Origin of the sequence: Blastopirellula marina, from assembly GCF_002967715.1 — a bacterium.
Lineage (GTDB): Bacteria > Planctomycetota > Planctomycetia > Pirellulales > Pirellulaceae > Bremerella > Bremerella marina_B.
In genome coordinates, this window is sequence record NZ_PUIA01000042.1 from 128,780 (window position 1) to 145,523 (window position 16,744).

Here is a 16,744-nt window from a genome sequence, read left to right on the forward strand (position 1 = left end):
CCAGCCAGGGAAATTACCCGAGCAAAGTCACCTTGCCTCTTGGCGACGGCCCCAACACCTATGGAGACAACACACCATGAAATCGACGCGCTTTGTCGCGGCGATCGTCGCCGCTTCGCTTACCCTGGTTGGCAGTTTGCTGGCCGCTGAAAAGTCAGAGACGGTCACCCTGGGGGATCCCTCGCTGACCTCCGGTATCCCCGGCGAAGGCCCCCTCAAGTTGGAAGAGATCAACACCTGGCTGGCCAACCCCAAAAACCATCAGCCGCTGAGTGTCGAACTTCCATTCGGCTTGAACGCCGCATCGGGTCAAATCACCGGGCTCGACGCCAACCCAATGACCCGAGCCAAGATCGAACTCGGTCGCCAACTCTACTTCGACCCGCGTCTTTCGTCCGACAGTACCATCAGCTGCGCCAGTTGCCACCATCCTGATTTCGGTTGGGCATTCAATTCGCAGTTCGGTATCGGTGTCGATGGTCAGGAAGGAGGACGCAACTCCCCAGTTTCGTTCAACCGTATCCTGAGCGGCCCGCAGTTCTGGGATGGCCGCGCGGCAACGCTGGAAGAACAAGCCGTCGGCCCGATCGCCAACCCGATCGAAATGGCCAACACGCACGACGTCGCCGTGAAGACGCTCAAAGAGATCCCCGGCTACAAAGTTCAGTTTGAAAAGATCTTCGACGACGGTGTGAACATCGACAACGTCGGCAAGGCGATCGCCACCTTCGAACGAACCATCGTCACCGGCCCTGCTCCGTACGACTTCTACGAAGTCGTTCGCAGCTTTGAAAAACAACTGCCGCCGGATGAACTCGAGTTTCTCGAAGAAGACGATCCGGCACTGTACGCCAAATATTCCGAGGCAAAGAAGAACGCCGCCGGCATGTCGGAAAGTGCCCGTCGCGGCCGCGAGATCTTCTTCAGCGAGAAGGGGAACTGCACCGCCTGTCACGCTGGAGCCAACTTTACCGACGAACTGTACCACAACCTGGGCGTCGGCATGGCCGCGGAAACTCCAGACCTGGGCCGCTACGAAGTGACCAAGCAGGACAAGGACAAAGGTGCCTTCAAAACGCCCACCATCCGCAACATCACCCAATCCGCCCCGTACATGCACGACGGCAGCCAGAAGACCCTGGAAGAAGTGGTCGAATGGTACACCAAGGGAGGTCACCCCAATGCCCACCTATCCGACAAAATGAAGAAGCTGAACCTCACCGAGCAGGACAAGAAGGATTTGGTAAACTTCATGAAAGCCTGCACCGGCGAGTTCCCGAAAATCGAGCCAGGGCGTTTGCCTGAGTAAGGTTTTTGGAATTCAGTTGGATGATATGGAAAAGCCTCGAGCGTTTGCTCGAGGCTTTTTTAGTTGCATAACACGTGGGATTCATTTTGATGACCCTAATACGGTCTCCACTCTTTGTTACGCGTCTCACGAATTCCTTATCAACATCCCATCAAACCAATCACAAGGCCCTCTCATCGTGCGCATGGTCTGCGCGTGAACAACCGAATTCTAATGCCCCTCCCAAAACCTGGTTCTTATGGGCTGTCGGGTCTACCTCTGTGAATCATTTGTCTATGAAATATCCCCAAAACAGGGTCACAAATTACCATAGATTAATTGACGAAAATTCTATAACAGTGTAATCTGGCGAGAAGTTGATATAACGTGCTCGCACGCTGACTTTGAACCCTGCACCATGGCATTTTGATCGAAAGCACGTTCCTGCCTGAACAGGTCCAAAGGGGCATTTTTGCCCGTCTTCGATTTGTTTTCTATTCCCCCTTCCTCCCCTCGCACATTCCTTTCTTCGTCTACTAACCCCCGTCCCTTTTTTGTTGGAAACGACACGAGAGTGGCGCTATCGGTGCGTCTTTACTGGCGCTCATAACTCGTTTTTTCCCTACTCTCCATCTCATTTACGAAAGCGGTAACTTCGTATGCATGTCTCTTCCCGCGCTCGCGGCTTCACGCTCGTGGAACTTTTGGTCGTGATTGCGATCATTGGCGTTCTGATTGCCCTGCTTTTGCCTGCCGTACAACAAGCTCGCGAAGCGGCTCGTCGTATGCAGTGCACCAACCAGTTGAAGCAGTTGGGTATCGCCACGCACAACTTCCACGACACCTACCGTAAGTTTCCTTACGCTTACCAAGAGCAAAACCTGAACGGCGTTATGAATCGCGGCACGCTGTTCTACTACATCCTGCCGTACATCGAACAAACGGCGCTGTACGATCAATCGCAGCTCGACTCGTACGCCAACAATCGCATCACCAACGGCCTGGGTAACAAGGCTGCCCGTGGTCAGATCGTCGAAGCGTACATCTGTCCTTCCGACTCGACCAGTTCCAACCACACGCACAGCGCCGACTGGACATACGGTTCGTTTGAAATGAACTATAACGTGTTCGTCGGTAAGGCCTCCACCTCGGACGCGACCCAGAATGCCACCCAGCAGAACCTGGCCAACGTGACCGATGGTACCTCCAACACGTTGATGTTCGCCGAATCGCTGCAGAAGTGCGGTAGTGAAGGGACCATCTGGTCGCATGGTGTGTGGAACGTGAAGTGGATGCCGATGTTCGGCGGTGGCAAGGACCGCCCCAGCGGTACCGGCCAACTGGAATACGGGATCACTTCGGTACCTCAGACCGTGAAGCGACAAACGGGCTGCAACTCGCTACGAACGACCGCCTCGGGGCACCCCGGCGGTGTGAACGTGGCCTTGGTGGATGCCAGCGTCCACTTCATTCCGGCCACTATCGACGGCACCGTCTGGTGGAACCTGGCCCTGCACAACGATGGCAACGTCGTGGGTGATTACTAATCCAGAATTCCCATAAGCTCGCCGTTCACTTGCGAGACCCTCGGAAACGAAACTCTGAGGGTCTCGTTGCTTACATGCTTCTTAACCTTCCAGGAATCTTAATCAGATGACCTTTTACCGTATTGCTGCAATCTGCTGTTGCCTGCTCCCCCTTTTGATCGGATGCGCCGATTCCAAAAGCGAATTGAAGGGGACGGTGACCTACAAGGGAACTCCATTGAACTCCGGTTCCATCTTGTTCCAATGCGATGCAGGTCCCGTCGAAAGTGTCGATATCCAAGGAGATGGAACCTACGTTATTTCCGGGTTGCCCAAAGGGTCGGCGAAGATCTCAGTGCAAGTTTCCAAGCCACCCCAACCAGGTCCCGATGGCGTCATCACCAACGAGCCTGGCACCTACGAACCCAACCCGGTTCTGATTCCCCAGAAATACGCCAGTGTCGATACGTCGGGATTGACCGTCGATATCCAAGAGTCACAGCAAACGTTCGATATCGCTTTGCCCGAGTAAAACATCGATAGTAACTAGCGGAATGTTCACGAAACGCGGCACCTAATGGTGCCGCGTTTTTTTTTGTTAGAGAACAAACCGGAGTATGCATTTTTAGCCCGCAAACTGAACTTAGTCTTCCTACGCTTCCCATCAGAAAAAGTCGATAAACTCAAGCAGAGACATGATGTTTCTGGTGCTAGCACATGATTTGCCGACTTGGGTTGTAGGAACGCCGCATGCCAATGCTCCCCGTGAGTTGTCGTCCCGCTGACGAATGGGCTTTACATGGACATTGCCTGCGATGTCACCGCTAACGTGAACTTCTATGGCAACACCTTCTTAGGGACTCCTAATGACGATCAGTTGAACGTCAACCTCGATACCGACGCAATCCTCAACCTGCGGATGCGAAACAACACGATCACCGACAGCACCAAGTTTAATCTCGCGTCCGGCTCGGCCTTGAACTTCGAGATCATCAACGGCCAGACGCCAGGTACCGCGTTGATCGGAACTGACTTCACCAGTCAGAACTCGATGCTGGCTCCGACGCTGAATCTCACTTCGACCACCGCTACCAGGGCCGCCCCCGATAGCTTGCCGATTCCAACGGAGTAAGTTCCAACGCATCCAACTGCGAACTACCGCCCAACGATGCAGACCGGACAGAGGGCCTTTCCCCCGCAGGGGCGATGCGACCGGATCGTGGCGCAATTCAATCTTCCGGTAGGTATCAACCCGGGCTTCTGTATGCGCTTATGTCTTTCATGTGCAGAGAAGAGGCGAGAAGTTATAATCAGTCGACCGGCCATCGAACGCCTGCCCCTGATTATTGAAGTCCCACCCATAGGCATCTGTCACTCATGCATCGACGTACGTTTCTTTCCGCTTCTGGTATCACGACTCTTGGTCTGGCGATTCGCTCAAGTTTCGCTGCAGATGCGAAACGACCGCCGCGGATTTTGCTGCGATCTTCGTGGCAGACTGTCAACATCGGCGACATCGCCCACACGCCTGGCGTGCTGAGGATTTTGAAGCAGCATATTCCCGAAGCGGAAGTCACACTGTGGCCATCCAGCGTCGATAACGGCGTTGACGAACTTCTGCTGCGTGAGTTCCCCGGCCTGAAGATCGCCACCAAGGGAAGCAAAGAACTCGATCAGGCCTTCCTGGAGTGTGACTTCCTGCTGCATGGTTCCGGGGCTTCTATCGTGGCCCAGAACGACCTCATTCAGTGGCACCAGAAGACCGGCAAGCCTTACGGTATTTATGGCATCACTTTCCCGCTGAAGAAGTCCTCTTCGACATCGGCTGAGAGCGAAGATGCATTGAAGCGGGCTGTCGAGGTGCTCAACGGCGCGAGCTTTGTTTACTTCCGCGACGGCAAAAGTTGGGAACTGGCCAAGAGCCTGGGAGCGAAGTCGCCTGTTATGGAGTTCGGTCCTGACGGCGCGTTTGCCTGTGATCTGCGTGTTGCCGATCTGGCCGATGCGTTCCTCAAGAAGCATGGCTTGGAAACGGGCAAGTTCCTCTGCTGCATTCCACGCTTGCGATACACGCCCTATTGGACGATCAAAGAAGGGCGTGCGTTCGACGAGAAGAAGCATGCCCGCAACGAAGAAATGAAAGATCACGATCATGCTCCGCTGCGTCAGGCGATCATCGAGGTTGTGAACAACACCGACCTGAAAGTGCTCGTCTGCCCCGAAGACCGCACACAGATGGCGGTCGGCAAAGAGATGATCATCGACAAGCTGCCAGAGCACATCCTGAAGCGAGTTGTGTGGCGGCCAAACTATTGGCTCACCGGCGAAGCCGTCAGCGTTTATGTTCGCAGTGCCGGCCTGTTTGGCAACGAAATGCATTCCCCCATCATGTGCATCGGCCATGGCGTGCCGGCGGTCGTTTGCCGATTCGACGAGCAGACCACCAAGGGCTTCATGTGGGAAGACATCGGCCTGGGCGAGTGGCTGTTCGATCTCGACTCGCTGGAAGACTACGAGCGAGTCCCATCGACGGTACTCGCCATCGCGCAAAACCCAGCAGCGGCCAAAGCCAAGGCCGCCAAAGCGAAAGCATTCGTCGAGCAGCGCCAATTAGAAACAATGAAGACGCTACGTCACGCATTGGCGTGAAAAGTTTGGCCATAAGTTGGCATCTCACGCTTGTTAAAAATGTCGTGAAATGGCCCCTCAGGATTGATCGTGCTTTCGCAGGAAAGTACGATCTTTTCGTACTTATCTATAAAACCTGAGGGGTAAGCTCGATGAAGCATCCCATAATTGCCGCGCTGGCCGTCTTGGCTTGTCTGACGGTCAGTGTTGCCGCCGCTCGCGAATGGACCGATATCACCGGTAAGTTCAAGATCGACGCAGAGTTTGTATCGTTCCAGGATGGAATGGTAGAGCTGCGCAAGTCTGACGGAAATCCGATCAAGGTTCCGCTTGAGAAGTTGTCGGACGACGACCTGAAGAGCCTACGTGATCGTCCAGAGATCGCTGTGTTTCTGGAAGGCAATCCCGACCTGAAACAGCGGGCATCCGGCTTCGCGAAGATTCTGGCACCAGCGGGCTTGGAGTCTGGAATTGTGTGTCGATTCAAACGAATTGATCATGGTCCGAAGTCGATGGATTTCTCCAAGACTGGCCGTTTCCTGGCGGTAGGTCGCGGCAATGACGGCATCGATATGTTCGATCTCACGTTAGGCAACCGGGTTAGCAGAGTCACCGACGTTCCTGATCTTCGAGAGGTGAATAGGTGTCGATTCACGCCTGATGGGAAGAAACTGCTTGCGACCGGCACGGAAGGAGTGATCCACGTTTGGGATGTTGCTCCTGATGGCGAACTCAAGTCGCGTAAGACGCTTGTCGGACACAGACGCGAGGTGACAGCGATTGCTTTTTCGTCCAACTCCGTTCGAGCGATTTCCGGCTGCAAAGACGGCAAGGTCATCTACTGGGAGATTGACTCCGGAAGAAAGCTTGCGACGTTTAGCAGTTTCAAGAATGAAATCTCGGCCTGCTATATCACCCCCAACGGCCAGCAAGCGATGGTGACCGATGGAGCGGAGTTGAAGTTATTCGACTTGTCGAAATCGAGCGAGATTGAGTCGGTCAAGTTGGGTTGGTTCAGTTCGAGAGGGGCCGTGTTTTCTCCGAATGGCCGCCAACTCGTTATTTTCGGCGATATGGGCGTAAACATCCGAGATGTCGCGACGGGCGAAGGATTTCATATCAAAGTATTCGGCTTGAAATATGACTTCAGGTTTACCAGCGATGGCACCAGGATGATCTCGTTTGAATCGAACGATATTCGTATCTGGGATGCTGCCACCGGAGATGTGCTGAGCCGATTGGACCCAACGGTTTCCAGTGGGCCCGACATCTCTGCGCTTTCGCCAGACGACCGACACATCGCGATTGCTCGCACCGGAAATTATCAGGACGTGGTCGTGATGCGTCTTGCTGAAGATTAATCAGGCGAGTTTCTCTTTCGATATCTCTTCGCATTTTGAGTGATCTGTTATGAACATTTGCCTGCTTGGGCGTTATCGCGTTTCAATGCTACTCGCCCTGGTGTGGATCGCCGCAGCTGGCTGCAGTGAGGACCTTTCCAGCCCGAATGCTTCGGGAGGAGCAGGGCAGGGGGCCAGGTGGACTCCTCCAACACAAGGAGAAGCTCCTCAATCGCCGGTTTCGGTCGACTACAGCACCGGCAAGGTCGTTTCGTTTGCCGACCAAAGAACTTACGAGGTCAAACCGACCGAGCTTCAGTACCGCTTAAAACCTGGCAGTAAATTTTCGTACCGGGTCGAGTCGTCGATCAAATTGCCGGGCAAAGAAAAGATGATGAATGGCTTTCTCAACTACGAAGTCTTGACGCCATCGCCTGACCGGATCGAGAAGCATGTCGGTGCCATCGAGCAAACCAAGTCGACGGGTACAGCCTTCGCTGTGCATGCCGATGGCTTTCTCGTCACGTGCGCACACGTTGTGGAAGGCGCGATTGAGATTAAAGCAAAGCTGGATGGCCGTCACTACGCCGCCAAAGTGGTTGATATCGACCGGAAGCACGATCTGGCACTCATTCGAATTGATGCGCCTCCACTCACGCCTATTCCACTGATAGATTCCAATGAAGTGCAGTTGGCCGAGGAAGTTCGCGTCGTGGGGTTTCCTCTGACCGACGTATTGGGCGACAGTTTGAAAATCTCTCGCGGTACGGTTTCCGGCATTGATAAGGAACAAGCCGATCGTGTGTTTCAATTGGACGCCGGGGTTAATCCTGGCAACAGCGGCGGGCCGGTAGTGACCGAGAAGGGGCATCTCGCAGGCGTGGCAAGCTCTCTGCTCTCAGGCGATGGCCTTTCCAATGTCGGTTTTGCGGTGCCTGCCAATCGTGTCGCGAACATGCTCGACAAGCAGAAACTTCCCTATCAGAAAGCCGATACGACAGAGCCCTATTTGCGTGGTCCCGACCTCGCCAAGCGTATTACGCCGTCGGTTGCCTTGCTGAATGTCACCGTGGGTGCCAACGGAGTCGGGATCGCAGATGATGGTCTGCTTTCCTTCTACGGCAAGTTGGAATTATTTGAAAAGAGGGAAGGCTGGAGCGGTATCTTCAAGATCAGCGACGCGGAGCCCGTTGTTGATAGGGGGCACCTGCTGATCAAGCCTTTTGGTGAAGTTTCGTTCAACAACGGTGAACACTTCGTGCCGCCTTTCGTCGCGATATTAAGCACCGCAGGCCTTGAGCGACTGCCCGACAGCGACGTCGAGGAATGGGACTTTACCGACGTGAGGATCGTTCCGCAGAAGAAAGACTCGAAGTTTGTGATCGAAGAAGATGAATTCGCCGGCTTTATGAAGAACGATCCCTACCTGGGAAAACACTTTCGTTTTGGACTGAGGCCCAAGTTGAAGGAGGTTGCCTCGTACGTGTATCATCCCGCGATTGAGCACGCCAGTTACAGAATTTCCAGCCGCAGTGGTGACGAGGTGGAAATTAAAAAGACGTGCGAACTGACCACGGTACACGAAGACCAACGCACTCCGTTTTATCACCTGAAAGGTGAATCGACGATTGTGTTCGATAAGAAAGCCGGACGCGTCAAATCAATCCAGTTCGACGGCACGGTCGATATCGCCGCCGATGGCGAGATCGCCAGTTTGCCGGTTAGCTATAAGTGTACCCTTGGCAGCGACTACGTTCCGCCAGATAGAACTGGCCAGCCAAAATTCGACATGAATGCACCTCCATCTACCGAGCCCCTGCCCAAAATCGATGGCCTGACAAAGCTAGACCTGAGCAGCTAGGCGTGTGACCTGATAGCCAAGAGTTGCTAGTGGCATGACGGAAAATCAGTAAGAAGTCATCATGGCGAAATCAAAGAAGATTGTGACGACATTCAAGGACCTGCCGGTCGGTAAACCGGTGGAAATCTCAGCGCTGATCGATAGCGAGTCGTGGGGCTCAAGACGGCTTACGAACGAGCGGAAGAATACTTGGGATGTGACCGTTTTGCTCGTCGCATGGCAGGTCGGTGACGGCCCGATCATTCGCGAAGGGCTTAGTTTGCGGGCCATCGATTGGGATAAGGAAAGTTCTGCGACACTCGTTCGTCAGTGTCCCAGGGGGCGGGCGATCCAGTTTACCGGTATACGCCCCAAAAATCTGGGAATATTCCGGCCGTTCGTGAAGCTGGTGGGTTCCGTCGAAAAGGCGAAGCAGCCGCTAGTTAAACCGCCGACAAAGAAGAATGCGACTCCGCAAGAGATCACCGACAAGGTCTTCGGGCAGCTGAAATACGATCGCAAGTCTCGCGTCTACACGTGCGAGAAGACGTTTCGCAATCAGCCCCTGTCGATCGAGTTTGAAGCCGCCGATGCCGAGCAGTTAGACACCATGTTGGCTGCCGCCAAGGGGCTCTGGAAGCAGCGTAACGCTTGGTTTGGCAAGTGGAGAGACAGCGCGTTCGAAGATTACATGGATGGGATGGTCGACGAGTGGTGGCAAGGGGATCGACCGTTGACGCGGGCTCTTTTCAATAAGCACCTCGGCTGGCCATGCGGTTTAAGCTTTCGTATGGAAGAGGGGGTCGTTCACTTCTGCCTGACCGGTCTGAGCGAAGCGTTATATGGCGATCATGGCATCGACGGATGGGGGACGGAAGTCGATGACATGGAGATCAGCTTTGCATAGATCAACACGGGATTGGCCGGTTGACCTGGCCTCGTCGTCGCTACTGCGACGCTTCAGGTTCGGCGACTTCCTCAACCTCGACGGCCGCGGCTTCCACGTCCGTTGCTTCCGGCGTTGGAGGCGTGTTGTCGGTCAGAAAGAGATGGTTGAATTCTTTCTCGTAGTGACCTTCGCCATAGACGAGTTCACCACCTTGAAAGCCGACGATCGATACACACATGGCGACGACCAAGGCTCCCAGGAACCAGCCTGTTTTCATCTTGGCATTGCCTGTTCCCCCCTTCACGGCCTGGTAGGCGATTGGGATTAACGCCAGCGATCCGGCAGCCAGGATAACCCCCAGCCAGCGATGGCGATCGATATCGCTACTGAACGAGAAACTCATGCCGTATCCTTCGTGAATGGCATACGACCAGCCAGACACACAGGCCATCACGGCACCCAATGCTCCGACCCACAGGCAATGAAACGCAGCCGACTCGAACGACTTGCCTGCGAATACAGAGAGGACGAGGAAGACCAGCGAGATCGAAAGCAAGCCGACCGGCAAGTGCGTCATCGCCGGGTGGAACAGTCCCTGGAACAGCCACACTTTGTAGGGCGTGCTGAGCTCGGAAACCGGGGTCGTGGCTTCGGCTGCGACGTCAGTGGTTTCAGATTCGCCGGCCGGATCGGGGGTGAACCAGTCGTGATCGGCCCCTTCTTCGATCCACAGCTTGATGGTGGCCAACTCGGCGGCGGTCATCCCTTCGTGATGGGTGTCGCTGGCCGGAGGCATCTTCAACGAAGGATCGTCGGTGATCAGGTAGTCTGTCCAGAGCGAGCTCGATTCCAAGTCGCCTGGCTCGATATAGTCTCCCATCATGTCGGGATCATCGACGCGGAAGTCGTTCTTCGCTTTGTCAGGGCCATGGCAAGACAGGCAGCGTACTTCCAGGACCGGCTGCACGTCGCGGCGAAAGTCAACGAGTTTCTCAGCACAGACAATGCTCGAGATGGTCAGACTAAGCGTGATTCCAAGTAATATGCGAACGTACATCGAAGCTTCCTGATTGATGGTTGGCTGCCATGACTGGGAAGGTGGGACGACTGGCAACACGGCTGACGTTAAGCGATTTTACGCAAGCTGAATAACTTACCAAGTAGGCATCACTTTGGGAGACTACTGCAGCAATCATCCGTTTGAATCGCTTCTCATAGCTTACTCTCTTCGCCACCGTTGGTGGCGAATGTGAGAAACGATGTTTTAAGTTGTAGGCGGGGAAGGTCCAAGGCGGGAATGGCTCATTAGGGGAGGCCTGAAGCCATGATTCTATTTTTTCATCGATGCGAGCGTATGGCAAGCGCGATTTGGCAAGGATCCTCGAAAGTTAGGCTTGAACGCTAAAACGACTCAATTGATTTGCTAACCTTAACTTACGTCTCGCGAAATCACGCTTGAGGTATGCTTTTTGCCTTTCGAGATTAAACACCTGCATCTGAGAAGGTTGATCGCGGGATAGAGATTCAGGGAAGAGATGCCCCCGTATGGTCGTTTCATTTGGGCCAGCAGTACGAAAGCATTCCCTGGGATGTCACTAAGAAATACCACTAGCTCTTTTTTTCGAGTCGGAAGATCACGGAGTTCTTCTTGGTTTTCTCGTCCATGGTCTGAAAGAAGTTGTAGGCTTCGCGATTGAACATGAAGAGTTGCATCTTCTGTTTTTCAGGATCGAGGATCGCGACCCAGGCCGTCTTGCTGGGCTCTGCCTGCCCTTCGGGAAGGGGTGGAGTCTGTGTCAGATCCATTTCCACCATCGTGTTCTCGGCGTCGAAGGTCCAAGTTCCCTCAAGCACAAGATTCTGGAAAGCAGCCAACACGGCACCATCTTCGCGGAATTCAAGTGCCATGTTCCCCATCGCGCGGCCGGCGGCCGTTGCTTCGCTGGGTGAGGCACCGGGATTCTGACTGCTGATCTTCATGGCCCGTGCGGCGTTGGCGATGGCCGACGAATTGGCGGCCCACTGGCCGATAACCATCTGCTTCATCTGCTCGGGTGTGGGAGGGCCGAAGGAGCAACCGCCAATGGAGAGAAACAACACCGACACGATAGCGACAATCGCACGAGCCATGGCGAAACCCTTTTGGTCGAGAAGGGCAGGGGAGAGGAGATCGTTTACAGGAAACGTGCCCTCAATTTTTATCTTGCGCAATACGACATGCCAGGAAAAAACGGTGAGTAATTGCGAAGAATTCGCGAGCCCCGTTTTATCGCGTTTTCCGCTCCCGTAATGAAGCCGTGGGTATGGCTGAAATCGACCTTGGGGCTGGCTGTTACGCGTGCTGCATGATGTTCACGAGATTTCGAAAGGGATCGAAAACGAAGAATCGACGTACTCCCCATGGTTCGGTGATTGGTCCGTACTCGAAGGGGATTTGCGCTTCCTCGAACTTCGCGACGGCCGCCTCGAAGTCATCCACTTCAATCGAAAGGTGCGGCACGGGGGTGCCGCCGCCACCTTCCTGTGCGAAGCTGATCTGCACGGTCATTTGCTGCGTCGAGCCGTACGTCTGGATAAATCCCATGTCCATCAACAATTCGAGCCCCAGGAGGTCGCCGTAAAAGGCCTGTGCTTTGGCCGGATCAGGCGTGTGGGTATTAGCGACGATTCGTTTGACTTGCATGGTTTGCCTTTCGATGAGATGAGGAGCGATGCTTTCAGCTTACAGCGGAGAGCCGGCACTGCTAGCAGGAAGTACGGGTTCTCGGCGGTATAAAATCTCCAAAATCTCTGATCCGATGCACACGCAAAATCGTCAATCTTTCACCAAATAGCCGATAAGGAGGGTAGGACAATAGATTTCTCGCCAAGCCGGGCGAGCAGGCAGCAGGGCAGGGGGCCTTGTTGGGTATTTAAGGAATAGGGGTAGGCAGGATGTCGCCGGAGCGAAACGATTCTTTGCGCCAGCAACTGGCTGACTTTTTTAATGTCACGAGCGGTTGTCGCTTTTCGATCGGGGCACTGGTCGTCTTACTAACGATCGTCCCGCTGTCGCGATTTGCGCTGCCCCTGTTGATGGAGAACGGCCTGCTGATCGACAGCTTCTCGCAAGCGATCTTGGCTTCGTTTGCCTGGTACGTGACGGCGGCGCTATTGATCCTGCAAATTCGCATCGGCCTGGCTCATGGGCCTGAGCGTTTTACCTGGTGGAACCAGATCTCCGGCGAACCTTCCGATCGTGAGAAACGTGATCTGAAGGACTTAATGGAAACCTCGCGCAAACGCGGGGCAGGGTGGCCCGGTTGGTTGTGGCTGTTGTGGGTGTTGCTGCCGATGCCGGCGCTCACGATGGTGGCCGACTTGAACCTGAGGGTCAACACGGCGTTGATCACTGCTGAAGAGTTGTACGGTGGGTTCATTGCCGGCGGGCTCGTTGCGACGATCTTGCTATTGCTTTTGAGCTTTCTGCGGAAGTACGTTCTGCCTGGCGTCGTCCCTCTGCGAGGGATCTTCCCTTTCGAATGTTTGCATCACGTTCACGACGACTTGCTGAACGATCCCAACGAGGTTGCCAAGCTGCCTAAGGGGATCGCCGTGATGCTGGCCCGCATTGGGATGGTGCGTGGGCCTGGTTACTCGATCAAAGATCCTAACGGCGTCGAACGTCCGCTGGCCGGCCACTTGGAATTGGCACTGCTTTTGTTTCTGCTGTTGGTGATGACCTTCGGCCTGGGGATCTTCGATCACGTCGTGTTTCCCGGCAGTAACATTTCCAAGGTGATTCCTACGCTGGGGCACTTTGCTTTGGTCGTGGCGATCCTTTCGACGTTTGCTTCGGGTATGGCGTTCTGGTTAGATCGTTTTCGTGTTTCGACATTGCTGGCAGCGTCGGCGTTTGCACTGGCGCTGTTCCTCTCACGCGACTACGAGTTTCAAGTTGAAATGGCTCGTTGGCAGAGCCCAACATTAGTGGAAGCCATCGAAGCGAAGAAGATTCCCGCCAGTCGCTCGCATGATCCGCGGCAACACGACCAGCGAACGTTGATTGTCGTGACCGCACCTGGGGGTGGTATCCACGCAGCGGCCTGGTCGGCGGAAGTTTTGACACGCCTGGACGAACGCTGGCCTGATACGTTTCGTCAATCGTTGGGGATGATCAGTTCGGTCTCCGGCGGAAGTGTCGGCTCGATGTATTACATGGATGCGATCAGCTCGCCGCAGAGCAAGGTCTCGATGGAAGAAGTGCGCGAGCGGGCCAAGCTTTCGTGCCTGGAACCGATCTTCTTTGCAGCCACGTTTCATGACCTGTTGCCACTGACTCCGTACGATCGTGGAACGGCCATCGAACGCTTCTGGGATTTCACCCTGCGTACCGGCGAGCAAGGTTCGCCCAGCCTGAGCGACTGGGGGATTCAGGCTCGCAGTGGTCATATGCCGGTGATGGTGTTCAACGCGACCGACGTGAAGTCTGGGCGACGCGTGCTATTGGGATCAACGGCGATTCGAGATGATTCGAGCGATACCCACGCGCACGGTTTGGTCTGCAACGAGCACACGTGCGCGTTCGACCTGCGTCAGAACGATTTGGATATGAACGTCGCCACGGCCGTTCGTCTGTCGGCTTCTTTTCCTTATGTCACGCCGATCAGTCGTCCGGTTCGCGGTGAAGAGGGGCAAGAGGTGATGCCGTCGGTACGCATTGGCGACGGCGCGTACGCCGACAACGATGGCATTATGACCGCGCTGGAATCGGTCAGCCAGCTGATCGATCGGTTCAGCAAGCTGCCACCCAGCGAACGCCCGTTCGACCGGATCTTGTTGATCAATATCGATAACTACGGTACCAGCACCGGTCACCCTGAGATCAAAGAATCGGGCGGGCAGATCGAAGCGTTAAGCTATGCCACGATCGGTCCGTTGTTGGGCTTGAGCAACGTTCGAGGTGCCTCTCAGGCCGAGCGTGGTCGTTTAGAAGTCGGATTGCTGCAAGATCGAACGTTGAGCGAACAAGAGGTGATGTGGGTCATTCGCCAGATGACTCGACGAGGGGAACGCCGCGGTCCACGCGAGCAGGATCCACCAGCGTTTGCCAGCGACTCGCCGATTAGTATGCAGGCCCAACGCAACGCTTGGCATCGAATGTCGCAGTACTCTGACACACCACTCACCACGCCCACCAGCACGCAGCACACTGGGACATCGTCGGGGGGGCATGCGCCTCACGATGATTCGTTCGATCGACAACACCGAACCGGCCCGGGGCTTTATCCGATTCAGTTCAAGGTGGTATCCATTCCCTACAAAGGAGACAACGATCCGCCTCTTTCGTGGAAGCTGAGCAGCGACCAGATGCGAACGTACAGTGAAGCCTGGCTGCAACTCGACAAGGAAGCCAACCAGTGGATCGCGGGTAGTGATCAGGATTGGGACGAACTGGAAGACGCGCCGCCCCTGAAAGTGATTGAGCAGTGGTTAGGCCCACCAGGGAAAGAGTCAGCCAACTGGACGGTTGCTGGTCGCCAGTCGGCTTCGCAGAGAAGGTAGTCGTATTCGTAGTGAACGAATTTCGACAAATTTGGTCGACAAAAGACCAATCGTCCCGTGTTGATGAAACACGAAAAAAGGCCTGCCTGAGGTTTTCTCAGGCAGGCCTTCTCGTTTATGTGAATTCGTCCGAGGCTTGTCGCTCCAGCCGAATCCTCTTATCGCCATCGCACACCGGGAAGGGAGCGAGCGGTTATTTTTCTGCTTAGTTGTCGACCGTGATGGTGGGAAGATCGACGGTGAAACCTTCAAAGCCACTGGTCATACCTAGAATCAAGAGCACGATTAGACCAATCAGCAGCAAGCTTGCCAGGCCGCCAAGTGGTGCCGTGTAGACAGGGTAGGGGCCATCTGCGGGACGCGACGCATAGCCATAACTTGCCCCGCTCAAGGCGACCAACATAACGACAACCAGAAGGATGATCCACAAAGTCATTTTCCGTACCTCATATTCTGTTCCAACTTCTCAGGGCGTGGATCAAGATGTTCCTCAATCCACGGCACGGGAAGCATTACCACAATTTGCCGAATCAGGCAGTTGCAAGTGGCGTGCCATTTCGGCGTGGACTTATTTCTGAGAAACTACGGCAAATCATCCCCCTGGGGTGAAGCTAATGTGAATTTGAATTGGTATACCCCTGGTAAGCGGTTACCATCGATGTCTTTCGTTCCCATCTGACAGGTTGTCTACCGGCCTGTACTGCGCCTCATGTCAGACTCCATTATCGAAGTCCACGATCTTCATAAGACGTATCGTGAAGGTCTTTTCGTTCGCAAACAGGTCAATGCGCTACGCGGTGTGACCTTGGAAGTCCCCCGGGGCTGTATCTTTGGGCTGCTTGGCCCCAACGGTGCCGGCAAGACGACGTTGATCAAAGTGCTGCTCGGCCTGGTGAAGCGATCCTCTGGGGGGGGCAGTCTGCTGGGACGTCCGCTGGGTGATCGTGTCGGACGCATGAAGATCGGTTACCTGCCAGAGCATCACCGCTTTCCACGACATTTGACGGGCAACGCCGCGATGATCTACTACGGCGGTCTGAGCGGCTTGAGCCGGCGCGAAGTGTTGCATAAGCGACCGGCCCTGCTCGAGCGTGTCGGTTTATCGAAGTGGGGACAGACGCCGGTTCATAAGTACTCGAAAGGGATGCAGCAGCGACTGGGGATCGCTCAGGCCCTGCTGCACAATCCGGAACTGTTGGTCTTGGACGAACCGACCGACGGGGTCGACCCGGTCGGCCGCGCGGACGTGCGACGGTTGCTAAAAGAGTTGCAGCAGGAAGGAACGACCATCTTCCTCAACAGCCATCAACTGCAAGAGATAGAACTGGTATGCGATCAAGCCGCGATCCTGGCGGCGGGGCGCGTGCAGAAACTGGGGACGATCGAAGAGATCACCAAGCAGCCCAGTGCACGGATGGAGTTCGTACTGCAAGGATCGCTCGACGATATGCAGTACGCGTTGACCTTCGCCGAGACCGAGCCGTGGCAGAGCGATGGCGATCACCTGGCCCGGGTGATTGTTTCGGCTGAAGATCAGGCCGCGCTCAATCGCTGTGTCGATGCCTTGCGACAAAAGAACATCGACATTCTAGAAATGCGGCGACTTCGCACGTCCCTGGAAGACGCCTTCTTGAATATCGTCTCTGCCGAAACGGTCGAGTAATTAAGCCTGCTACGAATCTCGAACAT

At 54.9% G+C, this 16,744-nt stretch carries 14 protein-coding genes; 10 read left to right on the forward strand and 4 right to left on the reverse strand.

Translation table 11 applies throughout. From position 1 onward, the window contains the following. The first annotated feature begins 76 nt into the window (after positions 1–76). From C5Y96_RS15705 to C5Y96_RS15740, 8 genes are all read left to right on the forward strand, one after another. Positions 77–1,309 carry a cytochrome-c peroxidase gene (locus tag C5Y96_RS15705; RefSeq protein ID WP_105355184.1) on the forward strand — a complete coding sequence of 411 codons (1,233 nt, stop codon included), beginning with the start codon at positions 77–79 and terminating at the stop codon, positions 1,307–1,309. A gap of 638 nt (positions 1,310–1,947) precedes the next feature. Further along, positions 1,948–2,835 (forward strand): DUF1559 domain-containing protein, encoded by an 888-nt coding sequence (locus C5Y96_RS15710; protein ID WP_105355343.1) that lies wholly within the window; start codon positions 1,948–1,950, stop codon positions 2,833–2,835. A 106-nt stretch (positions 2,836–2,941) separates the two neighbouring features. Next, positions 2,942–3,346, forward strand: coding sequence for a hypothetical protein (locus tag C5Y96_RS15715; protein ID WP_105355186.1), 405 nt, complete (start codon positions 2,942–2,944; stop codon positions 3,344–3,346). Positions 3,347–3,613: 267 nt separating this feature from the next. Continuing rightward, positions 3,614–3,946 carry a hypothetical protein gene (locus tag C5Y96_RS15720; RefSeq protein WP_105355189.1) on the forward strand — a complete coding sequence of 111 codons (333 nt, stop codon included), beginning with the start codon at positions 3,614–3,616 and terminating at the stop codon, positions 3,944–3,946. A 245-nt stretch (positions 3,947–4,191) separates the two neighbouring features. Next, entirely contained in the window at positions 4,192–5,463 is a 1,272-nt protein-coding gene (locus C5Y96_RS15725; RefSeq protein WP_105355191.1) for a polysaccharide pyruvyl transferase family protein, read from the forward strand. Between the two features lie 131 nt (positions 5,464–5,594). Then, positions 5,595–6,803, forward strand: coding sequence for an SHD1 domain-containing protein (locus tag C5Y96_RS15730; RefSeq protein WP_105355194.1), 1,209 nt, complete (start codon positions 5,595–5,597; stop codon positions 6,801–6,803). Positions 6,804–6,852: 49 nt separating this feature from the next. Then, positions 6,853–8,643, forward strand: a complete 1,791-nt coding sequence (locus tag C5Y96_RS15735; RefSeq protein ID WP_105355197.1) for a S1C family serine protease — start codon at positions 6,853–6,855, stop codon at positions 8,641–8,643. Positions 8,644–8,704: 61 nt separating this feature from the next. Then, positions 8,705–9,529 (forward strand): DUF2262 domain-containing protein, encoded by an 825-nt coding sequence (locus tag C5Y96_RS15740; protein WP_105355200.1) that lies wholly within the window; start codon positions 8,705–8,707, stop codon positions 9,527–9,529. A gap of 40 nt (positions 9,530–9,569) precedes the next feature. On the opposite strand, the gene C5Y96_RS15745 is transcribed toward C5Y96_RS15740, so the two are convergent. The 3 genes from C5Y96_RS15745 to C5Y96_RS15755 form a co-directional block, all read right to left on the reverse strand. Further along, positions 9,570–10,568, reverse strand: coding sequence for a c-type cytochrome domain-containing protein (locus C5Y96_RS15745; protein WP_105355202.1), 999 nt, complete (start codon positions 10,566–10,568; stop codon positions 9,570–9,572). 551 nt (positions 10,569–11,119) lie between these two features. Beyond that, positions 11,120–11,641 carry a hypothetical protein gene (locus tag C5Y96_RS15750; RefSeq protein ID WP_105355204.1) on the reverse strand — a complete coding sequence of 174 codons (522 nt, stop codon included), beginning with the start codon at positions 11,639–11,641 and terminating at the stop codon, positions 11,120–11,122. 202 nt (positions 11,642–11,843) lie between these two features. Further along, positions 11,844–12,194 carry a VOC family protein gene (locus tag C5Y96_RS15755; protein ID WP_105355206.1) on the reverse strand — a complete coding sequence of 117 codons (351 nt, stop codon included), beginning with the start codon at positions 12,192–12,194 and terminating at the stop codon, positions 11,844–11,846. Positions 12,195–12,445: 251 nt separating this feature from the next. On the opposite strand from C5Y96_RS15755, the gene C5Y96_RS15760 reads away from it, so the two are divergent. Beyond that, positions 12,446–15,055, forward strand: a complete 2,610-nt coding sequence (locus C5Y96_RS15760) for a hypothetical protein (RefSeq protein ID WP_105355208.1) — start codon at positions 12,446–12,448, stop codon at positions 15,053–15,055. A gap of 205 nt (positions 15,056–15,260) precedes the next feature. Here the strand turns inward: C5Y96_RS15760 and C5Y96_RS15765 are convergent, their stop codons facing one another. Further along, positions 15,261–15,491, reverse strand: a complete 231-nt coding sequence (locus C5Y96_RS15765) for a hypothetical protein (protein ID WP_105355210.1) — start codon at positions 15,489–15,491, stop codon at positions 15,261–15,263. A gap of 273 nt (positions 15,492–15,764) precedes the next feature. On the opposite strand from C5Y96_RS15765, the gene C5Y96_RS15770 reads away from it, so the two are divergent. After that, positions 15,765–16,718, forward strand: coding sequence for an ABC transporter ATP-binding protein (locus C5Y96_RS15770; protein ID WP_105355212.1), 954 nt, complete (start codon positions 15,765–15,767; stop codon positions 16,716–16,718). The last annotated feature ends 26 nt before the right edge of the window (positions 16,719–16,744 follow it).

What these genes read in the sequence shown, in the direction of transcription:
- C5Y96_RS15715 (WP_105355186.1), top strand. Translation starts at nt 2,942, where the DNA reads ATGACCTTTTACCGTATTGCTGCAATCTGCTGTTGCCTGCTCCCCCTT.
- C5Y96_RS15710 (WP_105355343.1), top strand. Translation starts at nt 1,948, where the DNA reads ATGCATGTCTCTTCCCGCGCTCGCGGCTTCACGCTCGTGGAACTTTTG.
- C5Y96_RS15770 (WP_105355212.1), top strand. Translation starts at nt 15,765, where the DNA reads ATGTCAGACTCCATTATCGAAGTCCACGATCTTCATAAGACGTATCGT.
- C5Y96_RS15750 (WP_105355204.1), bottom strand. Translation starts at nt 11,641, where the DNA reads ATGGCTCGTGCGATTGTCGCTATCGTGTCGGTGTTGTTTCTCTCCATT.
- C5Y96_RS15740 (WP_105355200.1), top strand. Translation starts at nt 8,705, where the DNA reads ATGGCGAAATCAAAGAAGATTGTGACGACATTCAAGGACCTGCCGGTC.
- C5Y96_RS15705 (WP_105355184.1), top strand. Translation starts at nt 77, where the DNA reads ATGAAATCGACGCGCTTTGTCGCGGCGATCGTCGCCGCTTCGCTTACC.
- C5Y96_RS15760 (WP_105355208.1), top strand. Translation starts at nt 12,446, where the DNA reads ATGTCGCCGGAGCGAAACGATTCTTTGCGCCAGCAACTGGCTGACTTT.
- C5Y96_RS15745 (WP_105355202.1), bottom strand. Translation starts at nt 10,568, where the DNA reads ATGTACGTTCGCATATTACTTGGAATCACGCTTAGTCTGACCATCTCG.
- C5Y96_RS15735 (WP_105355197.1), top strand. Translation starts at nt 6,853, where the DNA reads ATGAACATTTGCCTGCTTGGGCGTTATCGCGTTTCAATGCTACTCGCC.
- C5Y96_RS15720 (WP_105355189.1), top strand. Translation starts at nt 3,614, where the DNA reads ATGGACATTGCCTGCGATGTCACCGCTAACGTGAACTTCTATGGCAAC.
- C5Y96_RS15765 (WP_105355210.1), bottom strand. Translation starts at nt 15,491, where the DNA reads ATGACTTTGTGGATCATCCTTCTGGTTGTCGTTATGTTGGTCGCCTTG.
- C5Y96_RS15755 (WP_105355206.1), bottom strand. Translation starts at nt 12,194, where the DNA reads ATGCAAGTCAAACGAATCGTCGCTAATACCCACACGCCTGATCCGGCC.
- C5Y96_RS15730 (WP_105355194.1), top strand. Translation starts at nt 5,595, where the DNA reads ATGAAGCATCCCATAATTGCCGCGCTGGCCGTCTTGGCTTGTCTGACG.
- C5Y96_RS15725 (WP_105355191.1), top strand. Translation starts at nt 4,192, where the DNA reads ATGCATCGACGTACGTTTCTTTCCGCTTCTGGTATCACGACTCTTGGT.